Here is a 16,828-nt window from a genome sequence, read left to right on the forward strand (position 1 = left end):
TAATCTATTATTTAAGATGATTTTCAATGTCCATTATTTGATGCAAAACTCTAATAATTTCTATTTCGTTTTGTTTGATGTTTATTTTATAAAATATTAAATGTGACTTTACTTTAGTCCTAAAATAACCTTTTCTAATATGACTAAAATCTTTTCCTGAATTAGGTTTTAAACATAAGTATTCTATTTCATCCAATATCAACTTTAAGTATCTGTCCGCTTGTTCGGCAGACCAAGTATCAAAAGTATAAAGCCAAATTTTTTCTAAATCATAAGATGCTTCTATACTAATCTTATAATTCATTTTTAATATGCTTTTCGTGAAGATTTTTTATAAAAGATTCACGATCAAAATCTTTTACAAATCCTGATTTTTCTCCTTTTTTTAATTCTTTTACTAGTTCCTCACTTTTGGTTTGTTCTTCTTCAAACATTCTCAATGCAGCTCGAATGACTTCACTTGCAGATGTAAATCGACCTGTTTTTACTTGTGAATTAATAAAATTATCAAAATAATCTCCTAACAATATTGATGTATTCTTTGCCATGATTATTTATTTTTTATCAAATATACCAATTCTTGGTATTTTTTCAATAAAAACACTTTTAATTTAAAGTTTATTTAATATCAACTTGTTAGATAATTTTTATCTCAAATTATCCGCAATTTTCCTGTCATTGGACAATCTCGGAATCTTATTCTGTCCTCCCAATTTTCCTTGAGATTTCATATATTCCTGAAATCCATTTTTGGATACTTTGGTAACAACCACTTTTCTTAAAACATTTCCTGTAATCAAATCATCGTAGTAAATGTTTTGCTTTCTCATCGAATTGTCCAGCGCTTCCGCGAAAGCGTCTGCATTTTCTGGTTCCTGTTCAAATTCTACAAACCATTCGTGATACGGAAGTCCGCTAGTGGGCGTAATTTGTGGTGCAACAGTAAATTCACTGATAACAATATTGGTTCCGGCTGTAGCTTCTTTTATTGCGTTTTCAACCTCATTGGCAATTACGTGTTCGCCAAAAGCAGAAATATAATGTTTAATTCTCCCCGAAACGATTACACGATACGGAGACAAAGAAGTAAACTGAACCGTATCGCCAATATTGTAACGCCAAAGCCCAGCATTGGTAGAAATAATCAGAACATAGTTTACGCCGATTTCAACTTCTCCAATTGTAAGCGCTTTTGGGTTTTCTGTAAAAAACTCATCCGCTTTAATAAATTCATAGAAAATTCCGGAATTCAAAAGCAAAAGCATTCCTTTTTCTTTTTGCGAATCCTGATAAGCAAAAAAACCTTCAGAAGCAGGAAACAGCTCAATACTGTCTACTTTTCTTCCAATAATATTTTCAAATTTTGCTCGGTAAGGCTCGTAATTAACACCTCCGTAAATGAACAAATTAAAGTTTTTGAATATTTCGCCAATCTTCTTTCCGCCGCTTTTTTGTTCCAAACGCTCAAAATACATCTGAACCCAAGACGGAATTCCAGAAATAACAGACATATCCTCTACTATAGTTTCATCTACAATAGCGTCTACCTTGGTTTCCCAGTCGTCGATACAATTCGTTTCCCACGAAGGCATTCTGTTTCTTTGCAAATATTTTGGAACAAAATGCGCAACAATTCCAGACAGACGTCCAAATTTGATTCCGTATTTTTCAGTCAAAATTGGACTTCCTTGCAGGAAAATCATTTTTCCGTCAACAAATTTACTGTTTCCAGTTTCGTAAATATAATGCAGAATCGCATTTCGCGCCGCCTCAATGTGTGCAGGCATAGATTCTTTGGTTAGCGGAATGAATTTTGCTCCCGAGGTTGTACCAGAAGTTTTTGCAAAATAAATAGGTTTTCCTTTCCAGAGTATATGCTCCTCCCCTTTTACAACTTTCTCTATATAAGGTTTCAGATCTTCATAATCCCGAACCGGAACGTGTTTCTGAAAGTCTTCTATATTTTTGATATTTTCAAAATAATGGTCTTTTCCAAACTCGGTCTGCTTTGCATTTCTAATTAAATTATTAAAAACTTTTTGCTGGGTCTCTACCGGTTTTTTTGCCCATTTTTGAGTCTGACGATATATTTTGCCGGCAAATATTTTGGCCGCTACAGATTTAATTGACATTCTTTATGGTATTATTTTTTGTCAGTCTTCTTTTTATTTTTGTTTTTTTCTTTGATTTCCTGCTCTGTTTTGGCTACTTCTTCACGAAGCTTAATTTCTACATCAGTCGCTTTCATGTTAAGACCATCGGGAACTTCTGTATTTTCTGCAAGAATAGAGTCTTTATCAAATTTTGCGTAATCAAGTTCTCCTTTCAAAACTTTTTGGATTCCTCTTATATAGGCTTCATTTTGTTTTAATGCTGTTTCCAACGAATCTGATTTGATTGCCAGTTTTGTTGCATTTCTTTTCAATTCGGTCGAAGAATAACCTGGAATAAATTCGCGTAAAGGAGTAAAAGCAATAATAAAAGTTGTAACAGATATGAGAAAAATTCCTCCGAGTGTAAAAGTCACAAAGACATTCATTAGGTTGAGTTTAAACGAAAAAATCTCTTCAAACGTGTTTTCATTCAAAATTACCAATCGGTTTTTTGTAAATAATTTTTTTCTGAAAGTGCCTTTTTTTTTTTCTTCATAACTCTAGTATACGAGCAAATATAGTAATTAATCGGATTGAAGCAGGCGTGAGAATTTTAGTAATATAATAAATTTTTTAATTTTATAAAATATTTAACGCTGTAAAAAACAAATATTTTGAACCAAAAATACATTTAGTTCGTATATTTCTATATACCTTTGCGGAATAATTCAGAAAACAATTTGCTTCGGCACAAAATATACAACCATGGGAAGATTAGGTCTTACAGAAATCCTTGTTATAGTAGCTATTGTAATTTTACTTTTTGGAGGTAAAAAAATTCCAGAACTTATGAAAGGTTTGGGAAGCGGTATTAAAGAATTTAAAAACGCTGCAAAAGACGATCAGCCTACTGTGAAAAAAGAAGAAGAAACGAAATAGTAACTTTTCAACTTATCAAAATCCCGAATTACAGATTAATTATCTGTAATTCGGGATTTTTTTTATACCAAATACTGATTTAAAGCATGGAAATATATTCATAAAAGACTAGAAATCTAAAAATTATTTAGCGGTTAAGAAATGTAAATTATACTATTCTATTTTTATTTAAGGAAAATAATCTTACTTTTAGGCGCCCTAAATTTTAAAAATTATGAAAAACCTGCTTTTAGCTATGGCATTTTTGTGTATCACAGAAAGCCAGTCGCAAACACAGCCATTTCCCGCCAATAAGGTTTATGGAAACGGACTCATGGCATCGGCCAGAAACAGCCAAGATGCCCAAACAAGTTACGACACTTGGAAAATGAATTTTGTTGAAGCCTGTTCTAACGGAAGATTCAGAGTAAAATTTGATAATTCTTGGGAAACAGTTTCTGAAGGTATTGCCTACGGAATGCTGCTTTCTGCTTACAAAGGCGACAAAACGCTTTTTGATGGTCTTTGGCTTTACTATAAAGACAATGTAAACGGAAACGGTGTAATGAACTGGAAAATCAATGGCTGTTCTGGAACTGCTGGCCACAACGGTGCAACCGATGCCGAACTAGATGCCGCTATAGCTCTTATTGTTGCCGATTATCAATGGGCAAGTACAGGAACCATTAATTATAAAAATAATGCTAAAACTCTGATTGCGGCAATCAAAAATTACGAAGTCGAAGCAAATACCTATGTACTAAAACCCGGAGATCAATTTGGCGGAAGCTCAATTACTAATCCTTCCTACTTTTCGCCTGCTTATTACAGAGCATTCGGCGCTTATACCAACGACAGCGCATTTTGGAATCAGGTTGCAGCCAAAGCTTACACTGTTATCAACAATAATCTCACTGTAAACAATGCGGCAGGCGGTCTTGTTTCTGACTGGTGCGAAGCTTCTGGAGCGCATTCTTCTGATCCTCAAGCGGGACAATATGCTAATGGTGGTAGAAATTATCAGTATGATGCAGCCAGAACTCCTTGGAGAATCGCTATCGATTATCTTTGGTACGGCACAACAGAAGCAAAAACCTATTCAAAAAAAACATCTGACTTTGTACGTGTAAATCTGGGCGGTTCTGCCAATATCAAAGATGGTTATAGCCAAAACGGCTCTGTAACTGGTCAATGGCACAATGCTACTTTTGTGGGTGCGTTTGCCTGCGCGGCTATGGGAGGCGAAAATCAAACACATCTTGATGCTTCTTATAATGATCTAAAAAACCTAAACGAGCCAAACAGCTATTTTAACCACACCTTAAAAACATTATACACCTTTCTGTTAACAGGTAATTTCTATTTGCCATTAAATGCCACTCTGTCTAATGATACTTTTGATATTGAAAAATCTACTGTTACGCTTTTTCCAAATCCGAGCGCTGATAGAATCACGATTAACGCACCTCAGCGATCAACTATTTCAGTGATTTCACCTTCAGGAAGTGTAATCCTCCAGCAAAAATCAACTTCTGAAACAACAGAAATAAATCTGGAGAATCAAGCATCAGGAGTTTACTTTGTAAAAATATCAAACGATGAATTTAAAAGTATTACCAAAAAAGTGATTTTGAATTGATACTAAAAATAGAAACTCCCAAATTACTGTTGTAATTTGGGAGTTTTTTTATTATTCCATTTTTGGAATTTGGATTTTCTATAATATCATCGTCAACTGAATTCTCTTTCTATCTTCATCAACCTCAGTCACTTTCACATCAACATGCTGGTGTAATTTTACCACTTCGTTTACATCACTCACAAATCCGGCTTTTAACTGTGAAATGTGAACCAATCCACTTTCTTTGATTCCGATATCAACAAAACAGCCGAAGTTCGTGATGTTATTAACAATTCCTGGTAAAATCATTCCCGTTTTCAAATCTTTAATCGATTTTACATTCGCATCGAACTCAAAAACCTTCGCCGACTTTCTTGGATCCAATCCTGGTTTTTCAAGCTCTTTAATGATGTCTTTCAGCGTTAATAAACCAATTTCTGGTGTTACATACTTTTCAGGCTTAATAAGCGCTGTTTTTTCTTTATTTGCAATTAAGTCATTCAAAGAAATATTCAAATCTTTCGCCATCTTTTCAACAACTGGATAAGCCTCCGGATGCACTGCCGAATTATCCAGCGGATTTTTAGCATTTGTGATTCTAATAAACGCCGCTCCTTGCTGATAGGCTTTATCTCCTAAACGAGGCACTTTTTTCAGTTGTTTCCTATCTTCAAAAGGTCCGTTTTCAGAACGGTATTGTACGATGTTTTCGGCCAGCTTCTCCCCGATTCCACTCACATAACTCAACAAATGTTTACTTGCTGTGTTGATATTGATTCCAACCGAGTTTACGCAGCGAATTACCGTATTATCTAATTCTTCTTTTAATTTTGTCTGGTCAACATCGTGCTGGTATTGTCCCACTCCAATTGCTTTTGGGTCGATTTTTACCAATTCGGCCAAAGGATCTGAAAGTCGTCGCCCGATAGAAACTGAGCCACGAACCGTTACATCGTAGTTTGGAAATTCTTCTCTAGCAATTTTTGAAGCCGAATAAACCGAAGCTCCAGCCTCAGAAACAATAAAAACCTGAATTGGTTTGTCAAACGCGATTTTTTTGATGAAAAATTCTGTTTCTCTTGAAGCCGTTCCGTTACCAATCGAAATCGCATCAATTTGATACGCATTTACCATAGAACGGATTTTCTTGATTGCCATTGATTCTTCATTTTGAGGCGCGTGCGGATAAATCGTTTCGTTGTATAATAAATCACCTTTTTCGTCTAAACAAACTACTTTACAGCCACTTCTAAATCCTGGGTCGATTGCTAAAATTCGTTTTTCGCCTAATGGCGGCGCTAATAATAACTGACCTAGATTATTAGCAAAAACCTGAATCGAGTTAGCATCGGCTTTTGCTTTTGCTTCTTGTAAAGTCTCATTTCCAATCGCCGGATTCAACAAACGTTTATAACTATCTTCAATCGCAAGCTGTAAATGAGCTGTTGTATTATTTTGTTTTTTAATGATGATTTCGTCAATAACATCGTAGGCATCGTCGATATCAACATCTATTTTCATTTTTATAAAACCTTCATTTTCTGCACGAAGCATCGCTAATAAACGGTGTGCTGGCGCTTTTGTCAACGGCTCTTCCCAATCAAAATACTGATCGAATTTTTTTGCTCCTTCTTCTTCGGCTTTCTTTTTTACCACTTTTGTAGCAATCGTCGCTTTTCGCTGATACAATCTACGAAGCTGTTTACGAACATAAATATTTTCGTTGATCCATTCGGCTACAATGTCTCTTGCGCCCTGAATTGCTGCTTCTTCATTGATAACATTTTCATTGATGTATTGCGTCGAAATAAAATCGATATCGGCATCACTTTCAGATATAATCAGTTTTGCTAAAGGTTCCAGACCAAATTCGCGCGCCACGTCGGCTTTTGTTTTTTTCTTCTTTTTATATGGAAGGTAAAAATCTTCAATCTCTTGTAAATCAAAACTATCTTCGATTTTTTTCTTCAATTCTGGCGTAAGTGCTTTTTGCTCCTCGATCGATTTTAAAACTGCATCTTTACGTTTTATCAACGTATCGTAATCTTTTTGCAATTTTGCAATCTGCTCAATAACAGTTTCATCAAGATTTCCGGTTGCATCTTTTCGGTAACGCGAAATAAATGGAATTGTACAATCTTCTTCTAATAATTTTACTGTGTTTTGAATACTAACTGCGGGCGCCTGAACAGACTTGGCAATGAATTGAATATTAGTCATACTTTTAATGAAATAAATTCTTATTTTTAAAATGATACATTTTACTTGTTAAAAAAAACGAAGTACATTGATCAATAATTTTGCTAAAATAATATCTTTGTTTTTAATTTTTAGCTCATGAAAGTTTTATTACTCTATTTTTTATTTGTAAATAGCATTACATTTCTCCTTACTGGTTATGATAAATTTCAAGCTAGAAGACACAACTCACGCATACCAGAAAGCGCTTTATTTATTCTAGCTTTTATAGGCGGATCTATTGGTTTGTTAATCGGAATGTTTTTCTTTAGACATAAAACGAGCAAAACTACATTTATTATGAAATTCCTGTACATAATTTTGGTCCAAGCTGTATTGATTTACTTAAAATTGACTCACAATATATAGATATTAACATTGTTGATAACCTCAATTTCATAAATATAAAAAACTGATTATAAAGTACTTAAAATAAAAAACCGGATGAATATAAAAATCCGCCCGGTGTGTTTTTATGTTATTGGTGCGAAGCACCGAATTTTTTTTTGACTTTTTACGAACAAGCAATCTTATTCACTCTGTTTTGGTGTCTTCCACCTTCAAAAGCTGTATTCAGGAATGTTTCAACAATTTCGACCGCTTGCGGAATCGATGTAAAACGCGCTGGAATACTCACAATATTCGCATCATTGTGCAAACGTGTTAAATAAGCGATTTCTTTAGTCCAACATAAGCCAGCTCTCACTTTCGGGTGTTTGTTAACAGTCATTGCAATTCCGTTCCCGCTGCCACAGATTACGATTCCAAAATCGGCTTTTCCTTCAGATACATCATTTGCAACCGGGTGTCCAAAATCAGGATAATCTACAGAAGCATCTGTATCTGTTCCGTAATTTGTTACTTCATAACCTTTTGCTTCAAGCATAGCAACAATTGCTTTTTTATATTCAGGGCCAGCATGGTCGTTTCCTATCGAAATTTTCATTTTATATACTTATTAAGTTGTGTTATGCAAATTTACTTAATAAATAGATGTTCGCTACGAATTACACTAATTTTCACAAATTTTTTTCTTTTTAAATACTATATAAACATTCCAATATAAATTAGTGTTCACTCGTTCAATTCGTAACAAAAAAACAATAATTACAACTATCTTACTTTCAAAAGCTTATAGGTTATTAACAATTTTAATAACTCTGTAAGTATCTCAAAATCAATGAATAAAAATCAAAATATTTGTTAAAATTTTAAGGTGTTAATACGACTTTGTAATCACTTGATATTCAGTTAACTTTAAATTAACAGAAAATGTTAATAAGTTCGAAAAGAAAATTAGAAGTTTTTTTTGGTTGTTTCGAAAAAATACCTAATCCAAAAGTGAAATTAAATATGCAAGAAAAGTTTCGTGAATTTTTGGAAAAGTTATCAATATCAAAAATACCATTTTCAACAGAAATCAACATATCAACTTATCTACAAAATCAATTCAATTTTGGTTGTCAACCGTTGTTAATTAAAATAGAAAAAGTCTTATAAATTAATCATTTAACTAAAAATAACTATGTTGATAACTCAGAATAAATAAGTAAAACGAGATTTCAATGACTCAAAAAAAAAAATTATTCGACATATTAACAAGCTATAATAACCATAAATTTTTTTTAAATTTTTAAAAATCTTTTTTGTTGTATTTAATATATGTTGAAAACTAAAAAAGTTGAAAAGGAAAAAAAAATTTTTTGAATTGAATTTTACTTTGTTTTGAATTTGTTTCAGACAATTTTGAGAGGACTGTTGAGATTGTCCAGAATTGCCTGAACTTGTTCGAAATCGTTGGGATGAACTTTGAGTTTGATGCCACCCAGCGCAGTTGTGTAGAGTGGAACGACCGAAAGCGTGATTTCGTTTTCGAAAAAATGCGGAATTTCTTCCTGTTCGAGTAAATGGCGTAGAACAACAGTTTCGTGCGGATAATTGAATATAGCGATTGTTTTAAAGCTTTCCATTTTAGGTCTTTTAGTAAAGATAAGAAGTAATATTTTGAATAAATCTATTTGCCGCAATCTATTATCTGATATCTTATTTGTAATTTTAAACTTTATAAGAAAAGATATATGAGTAAGAAAATTAGAAAGCCGATAAAAAATGATAAGGATTTCTCAGGAAAAATACTAAAAATTTTATCGCAGAGTGCTAATAAAACATTTAATTACAAACAGATAGCAGCAAAGTTAGAACTTGACGATACGAAAAGCAGAAACCAGATTATAAAAGATTTGAAAATCTTGGCTTCTCAGAAAAAAATCATTGAAACAGAACCTGGAAAATATTTAGTTAAGGCTGTAAGTCAGGATTATTACGAAGGAACAATAGATATGACGAGCAGAAAAACGGCTTATTTTATTTGTGATGAATTTGAAGAAGACGTTTTTATTCCGACCAATAATTTGAATCGTGCTTTAGATAAAGACAAAGTTAAAGTTTACGTTTACAACAGAAGAAAAGGAAAAAGACCTGAAGGTGAAGTAATTGAAGTTTTAGAAAGAGACAAAACCGAGTTTGTTGGAGTAATTGATATTCAGGCCAATTTTGCTTTTGTTTCTACTGCCAATCCGAAAATGTACACGGATATTTTTATTCCGAAAGATAAATTGGGAGAAGCAGAAAATGGTGACGTTGTTTTGGTTAAGATTGAAGACTGGCCAAAAAGAGCCGACAGTCCGTTTGGATCTGTAATTCGAGTTCTCGGAAAACCTGGAGAACACAATACTGAGATTCATGCCATTTTAGCAGAATATGGATTGCCATCTGAATTTCCGGTAGAAGTAGAGGTTTTTGCACAAAAGCTGGATACTTCGATTCAGGAATCTGAGATAGCAAAGCGTCGTGATATGCGTGATACACTTACGTTTACGATAGATCCAAAAGATGCAAAAGATTTTGATGATGCATTGTCTTTCAAAAAGTTAGAAAATGGAAACTTCGAAATCGGAATTCATATTGCTGATGTTTCGTATTATTTAGAAGAAGGAACGATTCTAGATGATGAAGCGTATCAAAGAGCCACTTCGGTTTATTTGGTCGATAGAGTAGTGCCAATGCTTCCTGAAGTTCTGTCTAATTTTGCTTGTTCGCTTCGTCCGAATGAGGAGAAATATACATTTTCTGCTGTATTTGAAGTTTCGCCTACAGCTCAGGTAATCAATCAATGGTTTGGAAGAACAGTGATTTATTCTGATCAGCGTTTCGCTTACGAAGAAGCACAGCATATTATCGAAACAAAAGGAGATAACACGATTCCGGTTGATATTTCTATCACTGGAGCATCGTATGTCGTGGCAGACGAAATTGTTGAAGCTACTTTAAAACTGGATGAACTCGCTAAGATTTTAAGAAAGAAAAGAATGCAGAATGGAGCAATTTCTTTTGATAAAGTTGAAGTTAAATTTAATCTGGATGCCGAAGGAGAACCTGAAGGCGTTTATTTTAAAATTGCAAAAGATGCCAATCATTTGATTGAAGAATTTATGCTTCTTGCTAATAGGAAAGTGGCTGAATATATTGGAAAACAAAAGAAAACTTTTGTGTATCGTATTCATGATGAACCTAATGAAGACAAATTAATCGCCATGCAAACTGTTATTTCTAAGTTTGGTTATAAACTAGATTTTAGAAGTAAAGGAGATATCGCCAAATCATTGAATTCTTTGATGGAAGAAGTAAATGGTAAAAAAGAGCAGAATCTTATTGACACTTTGGCAATTAGAAGTATGAGCAAGGCTAAATATTCTACAGATAACATTGGACATTATGGTTTAGCTTTTGATTATTACAGCCATTTTACTTCGCCAATTCGTAGATATCCAGACGTTATGGTACATCGTTTGTTGCAATATTATCTGGACGGAGGCAAATCTGTAGATGAAGAGGCTTACGAAACTAAATCGCTGCATTGTTCTAATATGGAAAACTTAGCAACAAATGCTGAGCGTGACAGTATCAAGTACATGCAGGTTAAATACATGCAGGATCATCAGGATGAAGAGTTTCTTGGCGTTATTTCTGGTGTTACCGAATGGGGGATTTATGTTGAAATCGTTTCTAACAAATGTGAAGGAATGGTAAGAATCCGAGAAATAAAAGATGATTATTACACTTTCGATGAAAAGCAATATGCCTTGGTTGGTGCGACATCGGGAAGTATTTTACAATTAGGAGATGAAATTTACGTTAAAGTAAAAAATGCCGATTTAGTTAAAAAACAATTAGATTTTCATTTTTTACGAAGAGCTAAATAGTTTATTAAATTTAAAAAGAAAAAGTATGAAAAAATTAATCATAGGGGCAGCGTTATTGCTAGCACAATTGTCTATTGGACAAGTTACAAAGGAGTTAGGAGACTTTGACTCTGTTAAGGTATTTGATAAACTAAGTGTAAAACTGGTGCAGTCTTCTGAAAATAAGATTGTAATAAAAGGAGCTAGAGAAGCTGAAGTAGAAGTTGTTAATAAAAAAGGTTTATTAAAATTAAGAATGCCTTTTCCTAAACTTTTATCTGGTAATGATTTGGATATCACTGTTTATTACAAACATATTGAGCTGATAGATGTTAATGAAGGAGCTGAAGTTACAAGCAAAGAAACCATTAAAGCGACTTCTTTTAAAGTTAGCGCACAAGAAGGAGGAAAAATTAACGTAGATTTGGAAGTTGATAAACTAAATGTGAGTTCTGTATCGGGAGGAGAAATTACATTAACTGGTAAAGCAGATAATGTTGATGCAGGTTTAGGAGCAGGAGGATATCTTCTAGCAAGTAAATTGGCTACTTCTCAGACCAAAGTAAGCGTTTCTGCGGGCGGAAAAGCTGATGTTAATGCTTCGACCATTGTAGAAGCAAAAGTTAACGCAGGAGGCTCTATTTACATTTATGGAAAACCGAAACAAATTAATGAGAAAAAAGTTTTTGGCGGTAAGATTGAACAGGTAAAATAAATAATAATTTTTAAATGATAAACGATATTCTGGCTGGACTGCCATGGGGACTTTTCTTGAGCTTTATGGTTGGTCCAGTATTTTTTATATTATTAGAAACCAGTATTACAAAAGGATTCAGAGCTGCGATAGTTTTTGATTTTGGCGTAGTTCTAGGTGATGTTTTTTTTATAGCAATCGCATACTTAGGAAGTTACAGACTTATCCAGAGCTTAAAAGATAAACCTGCATTATTTATTTTTGGAGGTATCATCATGCTGGCATATGGAATTATTTCTTTTGTAAGATTGAGAAAAGAAGAAAAAATAAATGATGAAGAAATAGATCGTGATATCATTAAAAGAAACTACGGAAGCTTATTTATAAAAGGCTTTTTACTCAACGTTATCAATATTGGAGTTCTTGGCTTCTGGTTGGCAGTTATTATTTCTGTCGGACCAAAATTAGAAATGCAGAATACTAGAATGTTTACATTTTTTACTTCTGTAATTATAACTTATTTGTTAATTGACTGTATTAAAATACTATTGGCCAAACAATTAAAGTCAAGAATGACTCCGGTTAATATCCTAAAAATAAAAAAAGTAATTAGTGTTGTTTTGATGGTTTTTGGAATTGCCTTAATGGTTCAAGGATGGTTTCCAAAAGAAAAAGAAATGGTTAAAAATGCTTTTGAGAAGATTGAAAAGTAGTTTGTTAATAACTCAAAAATATAAATTTAAACCTCTGAATTTCAGAGGTTTTTTTGTGTTTATAAGTATTGGTTTTAGAACTTTTAAAGAAGTTTTTTAGGTCTAGTTTGTCATTTCGAGGAACGAGAAATCACACTAGAAACTCCGTACAGTATGTTGCTAATCTTTATAGAATATCGAGTGTGATTTACCCTTCGTCGAAATGACAAGATTGTGGAAAAATTTGACCATAAAAAACTCCAAATTTTCTTGAAGGTTTTGAGGTATCGTGCGGATTCGAACTGATATATTTTTACTTAATTTTTACTAAAAATTAAACATAAAAAAAACCTCTAAATTGCTTTAGAGGTTTTTGAGGCATCGTCCGGATTCGAACCGGAGTAGGAGCTTTTGCAGAGCCCAGCCTAGCCGCTCGGCCACGACGCCATTACTTGAACGGTTGGCAAAAGTAACTAAAATCTTTAAATTTCAAAAGTTTCAAAGTAACTATTTTAAAAATTTACGATTTTAATTTTGAATACTACTTTCTAATTTCCGTCATTTTTATAGTAACTGACTCAACATCACCACCAATAGGCGGATTTATTTTAGAAACCCAAACTGTTGTTTTTTCTACTGTTTCTATCTCTTCGAGCACTCGAATATTGATTCTTTTGGCAACATGTTCCAATAAATGCGAACGAATTGCCATTTCTTCTGTCACAATTTTATTCAAATGAACATAGTCAACAGTATCTAAAAGATGATCTGTTTCTGCCGATTTCTGTAAATTTGTTTTAATTTTTAGATCTACCGTGTAATCAGATCCTATTTTTCCTTCTTCAATTAAACATCCGTGGTAAGAAAAAGTACGGATATTTTTCAGTTTAATAACTCCCATTTTTATAATTTTATTCTTGTAGTGTTTGGATTTTGGTAATTGGATGTTACTGCATATACTGTAACTATTTTGTTAATTTCATCAACTGTAAAATGAATAGTATATGGGAATTTTTTCAAAGGTAAGGTTCTAATTATATTATACTTTTCTTCAAAAAATGGAAATGTATTTAAAGTATCTACATACTTTTGATATTCATTAAAAAATTTTGTTCCTAAACCATCAGAAAGAGATTCATAATATTCAGCAATTTCATCTACTTCTAATTCAGCTCTTAAAAGAATATTTATTTCGAACATTACTTCTTATTCCATTTAGCATTGAGTCTTTTTTTAGATTCTTCCCAACTTATAAAATCCTCTGGCTTAGCATTCTTCATACGATCTAAAACCATTTCTTGTTGCCATAATGGAATTTCATTCTCAACATTTTCATCTATAGAAACGTCTGGAACATGTTTAAAAAAACTAATAAAAGTTTCGTAGAAATCGTCTGGAATTGTAACAGTTAATTGTCTCATAATTCTGAATATTTAAACAAAAATAGGAATAAAATTAATTTGAGTTTCAGGTTTAACATTTCATGTTTTGTGCGACTTAGATAACTTTAAACCTGAAACCTGAAACCTTTTTTTTATCTTTGCTAAAATTACTATAAAATAATGGCATCAGAAGAGAAATCACTCAATTTTATTGAACAAATCATAGAGGAAGACGTAAAATCAGGTCTTTCAAATACTAAACTTCGCTTTCGTTTTCCACCAGAACCAAATGGTTATTTGCACATCGGACACGCAAGTTCTATTGCGCTAAATTTTGGTTTAGGAATTGATTATCAATCTCCTGTGAATTTACGTTTTGATGATACAAATCCTGAAAAAGAAGAACAGGAATTTGTTGATGCTATTAAAAAAGATGTAGAATGGCTAGGCTACAAATGGGCAGAAGAATGTTATGCATCAGATTATTTCCAACAATTATACGATTGGGCAGTTTTATTAATTAAGAAAGATAAAGCGTATGTTGATAGTCAGACTTCTGAAGAAATGGCGATCCAAAAAGGAACTCCAACAACTCCAGGAACTGACAGTCCGTACAGAAATCGTTCTGTTGAAGAAAACTTAGATTTATTCGAAAGAATGAAAAACGGTGAATTTGAGGCTGGTACACATATTCTTCGTGCCAAAATTGATATGAAATCAACCAATATGTTGATGCGTGATCCAATTATGTACAGAATTTTACACAAACATCATCACAGAACTGGAGATACCTGGAAAATATATCCAATGTACGATTGGGCACATGGACAAAGTGATTATTTAGAGCAGATTTCGCACTCATTTTGTACACTGGAATTCTTGCCTCACCGTGAATTATACGATTGGTTTTTAGATCAGATTTTTGATGATAATAAGTTGCGTCCAAAGCAAAGAGAATTTGCTAGACGTAACCTATCACATACTGTTGTTAGTAAAAGAAAATTACAGCAACTAGTTAAGGAAAAGCATGTTAACGGTTGGGACGATCCAAGAATGTCAACCATTTCTGGATTAAGAAGACGTGGTTATACAGCTGTTTCTTTACGTAATTTTGCGAACACAATTGGTATTGCAAAACGCGATAATTTGATCAATGTATCGGTTTTGGAATTCTGTATTCGTGAAGATTTGAACAAAATTGCACCTCGTGTAATGGCTGTTTTGGATCCTGTAAAACTGGTAATTACCAATTATCCAGAAGGAAAAGAAGAATGGTTAGAAGCTGAAAACAATCAGGAAGATGAGAGTGCTGGTTTTAGAAAAGTACCTTTTTCACGTGAATTGTACATTGAAAGAGAAGACTTTTTAGAAGAAGCTCCAGCTAAATTTTTCCGTTTGACTTTAGGAAAAGAAGTTCGTCTGAAAAATGCTTATATTATTAAAGGTGAATCAGTTGTAAAAGATTCTGAAGGAAATATTACTGTAATTCATGTAACGTATGATACCGATTCTTTAAGTGGAAGTGGGACAGAAGCAAGTCAAAGAAAAGTATCTGGAACATTGCATTGGGTTTCGATTCAACATGCTTTAGAAGCAGAAGTTCGTTTGTACGATCGTTTGTTTACAGATGAAGCTCCAGACAGTTATAAAGAGAAAAATTTCTTAGATTTTGTGAATCCAAATTCATTAGAAATTGTAACTGGATATGTTGAACCAAGTTTAGCAACAGTTCAAAATGAAGATAAATTCCAGTTTCAACGTTTAGGTTATTTTACTGTTGATAAAGATTCAACTGCTTCAAAGTTAGTATTTAACAAGACTGTTGGATTGAAAGATGCTTGGGAAGAAAAGGGTAAAAAAGAAGAAAACAGCATCAATAATTCTTTAAAAGAAATCAACAAATATTTTAAAGTTGAGACTAAACCAGAAAGAATTGCAATTGAAAGTGCAATAGGGGAGAACATCAAAAATATCTCTAGTTTCTCTTTATTACAGAATTCATTAAAGAAAAATATCAACAATAATAAGGCTTCACTGTTGTTTTCTCAGTTTATTTTGAAATATTCAAACTGGAAATCAACAGATTTTGAAGAAGAAGATATTAAGAAATTATATTCAATGTCTTTAAAAAGTGAGTCTACGTATGTGAGATCAAAAGCACTTTTGAATTTGAGAGATATTGAAAGTGAAAGTTTGAGAAATCAATATGATGACGAAATTTTGAAATTATATTCAAATTCACCAAAAAATGCTTCTGAAAGAGAAATTGAAATTCTTTCTGAAATGGTAAAGAAGTAATATCAACTAAATTTATGAAAAGCGCTTTTATAAGCGCTTTTTTATTATTATATAGATTTACTATTAAAAAATGAAATTTAATAATTTTTATAGATTAAAAATAACTTTCATAAATTAATTTTAATAGAAAATATAAACTTGTTGGATAACTTATTCATTTTTTGAATTTAAGTTTATTAAAAGGCTTTATTTTAATTTTTTACTTTTTGAATCGCGATTTACCTCTAAAAATTTTATAAAATAGTTTTTATTGATGTTAATTTATTTTTTAAATTAATTATATTTATTATTTATAAAATCTATTATATTTATATTTTTAATTAATTTTATATATTAAAAGTAACCTCTATAAATTGTTTTTAAGATAAATTAAAAAATAGTCGAGTAGAGAAGACCTTTTTTTGTTTTTCATTTCTTAAAACTCTTTATTTCAATTTTTTGTTTTTTTGACTTCGATTTTCTTTCAAAAAAAAGTAAATAAAGTTTTTTCTTATATTTTATTATTTTGCCTTCAATTTTTTAATTATAAATTACGGCTATTATTTTCATCAAAATTTAGTTTTTAACTATCATTTATAAAAATGACTATAAAATTAAAAGTTATAGTTTTTTGTTATTTTATGTATTTTGTCTTCAATTTTATAATTATAA

At 32.2% G+C, this 16,828-nt stretch carries 17 protein-coding genes and 1 tRNA gene; 7 read left to right on the top strand and 11 right to left on the bottom strand.

Annotation, left to right across the window (positions count from 1 at the left end; all coding sequences use genetic code 11):
- Positions 1-7 precede the first annotated feature (7 nt).
- The 4 genes from ACFFLS_RS17690 to ACFFLS_RS17705 form a co-directional block, all read right to left on the bottom strand.
- A complete protein-coding gene (locus ACFFLS_RS17690; protein WP_379684187.1) occupies positions 8-304 on the bottom strand; it encodes a type II toxin-antitoxin system RelE/ParE family toxin in 297 nt (98 codons plus the stop codon).
- On the bottom strand, positions 294-548 hold the full coding sequence (locus ACFFLS_RS17695; RefSeq protein ID WP_379684186.1) for a type II toxin-antitoxin system ParD family antitoxin: 255 nt from the start codon (positions 546-548) through the stop codon (positions 294-296). Before ACFFLS_RS17695 ends, ACFFLS_RS17690 begins: the two co-directional genes overlap by 11 nt.
- Positions 549-647: 99 nt before the next feature.
- Positions 648-2,132: a GH3 auxin-responsive promoter family protein gene (locus ACFFLS_RS17700; RefSeq protein ID WP_379684185.1), complete on the bottom strand. Its 1,485-nt coding sequence runs from the start codon at positions 2,130-2,132 to the stop codon at positions 648-650.
- Between the two features lie 11 nt (positions 2,133-2,143).
- Positions 2,144-2,587: a peptidase gene (locus tag ACFFLS_RS17705; RefSeq protein WP_379689558.1), complete on the bottom strand. Its 444-nt coding sequence runs from the start codon at positions 2,585-2,587 to the stop codon at positions 2,144-2,146.
- A 271-nt stretch (positions 2,588-2,858) separates the two neighbouring features.
- Here ACFFLS_RS17705 and ACFFLS_RS17710 point away from each other — a divergent pair, with 271 nt between their 5' ends.
- A complete protein-coding gene (locus ACFFLS_RS17710; protein ID WP_379684183.1) occupies positions 2,859-3,032 on the top strand; it encodes a Sec-independent protein translocase subunit TatA/TatB in 174 nt (57 codons plus the stop codon).
- Positions 3,033-3,246: 214 nt separating this feature from the next.
- Positions 3,247-4,650, top strand: coding sequence for a glycosyl hydrolase family 8 (locus ACFFLS_RS17715; RefSeq protein WP_379684182.1), 1,404 nt, complete (start codon positions 3,247-3,249; stop codon positions 4,648-4,650).
- 78 nt (positions 4,651-4,728) lie between these two features.
- Here the strand turns inward: ACFFLS_RS17715 and ACFFLS_RS17720 are convergent, their stop codons facing one another.
- Positions 4,729-6,852, bottom strand: a complete 2,124-nt coding sequence (locus ACFFLS_RS17720) for a Tex family protein (RefSeq protein WP_379684181.1) — start codon at positions 6,850-6,852, stop codon at positions 4,729-4,731.
- Positions 6,853-6,969: 117 nt separating this feature from the next.
- On the opposite strand from ACFFLS_RS17720, the gene ACFFLS_RS17725 reads away from it, so the two are divergent.
- Positions 6,970-7,239 carry a DUF1294 domain-containing protein gene (locus tag ACFFLS_RS17725; protein ID WP_379684180.1) on the top strand — a complete coding sequence of 90 codons (270 nt, stop codon included), beginning with the start codon at positions 6,970-6,972 and terminating at the stop codon, positions 7,237-7,239.
- Between the two features lie 145 nt (positions 7,240-7,384).
- Here the strand turns inward: ACFFLS_RS17725 and rpiB are convergent, their stop codons facing one another.
- Positions 7,385-7,816, bottom strand: coding sequence for a ribose 5-phosphate isomerase B (rpiB, locus tag ACFFLS_RS17730; RefSeq protein WP_073415144.1), 432 nt, complete (start codon positions 7,814-7,816; stop codon positions 7,385-7,387).
- A 790-nt stretch (positions 7,817-8,606) separates the two neighbouring features.
- A complete protein-coding gene (locus tag ACFFLS_RS17735) occupies positions 8,607-8,840 on the bottom strand; it encodes a DUF2007 domain-containing protein (protein WP_379684179.1) in 234 nt (77 codons plus the stop codon).
- A gap of 108 nt (positions 8,841-8,948) precedes the next feature.
- On the opposite strand from ACFFLS_RS17735, the gene rnr reads away from it, so the two are divergent.
- The 3 genes from rnr to ACFFLS_RS17750 are packed head-to-tail and all read left to right on the top strand — an operon-like array spanning position 8,949 to position 12,518.
- Positions 8,949-11,132, top strand: coding sequence for a ribonuclease R (gene rnr / locus ACFFLS_RS17740; RefSeq protein WP_379684178.1), 2,184 nt, complete (start codon positions 8,949-8,951; stop codon positions 11,130-11,132).
- 25 nt (positions 11,133-11,157) lie between these two features.
- Positions 11,158-11,826 carry a head GIN domain-containing protein gene (locus ACFFLS_RS17745; RefSeq protein ID WP_379684177.1) on the top strand — a complete coding sequence of 223 codons (669 nt, stop codon included), beginning with the start codon at positions 11,158-11,160 and terminating at the stop codon, positions 11,824-11,826.
- Between the two features lie 14 nt (positions 11,827-11,840).
- Entirely contained in the window at positions 11,841-12,518 is a 678-nt protein-coding gene (locus ACFFLS_RS17750) for a LysE family translocator (protein ID WP_379684176.1), read from the top strand.
- A gap of 355 nt (positions 12,519-12,873) precedes the next feature.
- On the opposite strand, the gene ACFFLS_RS17755 is transcribed toward ACFFLS_RS17750, so the two are convergent.
- The 4 genes from ACFFLS_RS17755 to ACFFLS_RS17770 all read right to left on the bottom strand — a co-directional run bounded on the left by ACFFLS_RS17755 (position 12,874) and on the right by ACFFLS_RS17770 (position 13,918).
- Positions 12,874-12,944, bottom strand: a tRNA-Cys gene (locus tag ACFFLS_RS17755).
- A 94-nt stretch (positions 12,945-13,038) separates the two neighbouring features.
- Positions 13,039-13,398: a dihydroneopterin aldolase gene (gene folB, locus ACFFLS_RS17760; RefSeq protein ID WP_379684175.1), complete on the bottom strand. Its 360-nt coding sequence runs from the start codon at positions 13,396-13,398 to the stop codon at positions 13,039-13,041.
- 2 nt (positions 13,399-13,400) lie between these two features.
- Positions 13,401-13,697 (bottom strand): hypothetical protein, encoded by a 297-nt coding sequence (locus tag ACFFLS_RS17765; protein WP_379684174.1) that lies wholly within the window; start codon positions 13,695-13,697, stop codon positions 13,401-13,403.
- Positions 13,697-13,918: a hypothetical protein gene (locus ACFFLS_RS17770; RefSeq protein ID WP_379684173.1), complete on the bottom strand. Its 222-nt coding sequence runs from the start codon at positions 13,916-13,918 to the stop codon at positions 13,697-13,699. Before ACFFLS_RS17770 ends, ACFFLS_RS17765 begins: the two co-directional genes overlap by 1 nt.
- Before the next feature lie 141 nt (positions 13,919-14,059).
- Here ACFFLS_RS17770 and ACFFLS_RS17775 point away from each other — a divergent pair, with 141 nt between their 5' ends.
- Complete coding sequence (locus tag ACFFLS_RS17775) at positions 14,060-16,177, top strand: glutamine--tRNA ligase/YqeY domain fusion protein (RefSeq protein WP_379684172.1); 2,118 nt, start codon at positions 14,060-14,062, stop codon at positions 16,175-16,177.
- The last annotated feature ends 651 nt before the right edge of the window (positions 16,178-16,828 follow it).

The sequence above is a fragment of the Flavobacterium procerum genome (genome assembly GCF_042431625.1).
Classification (GTDB): domain Bacteria; phylum Bacteroidota; class Bacteroidia; order Flavobacteriales; family Flavobacteriaceae; genus Flavobacterium; species Flavobacterium procerum.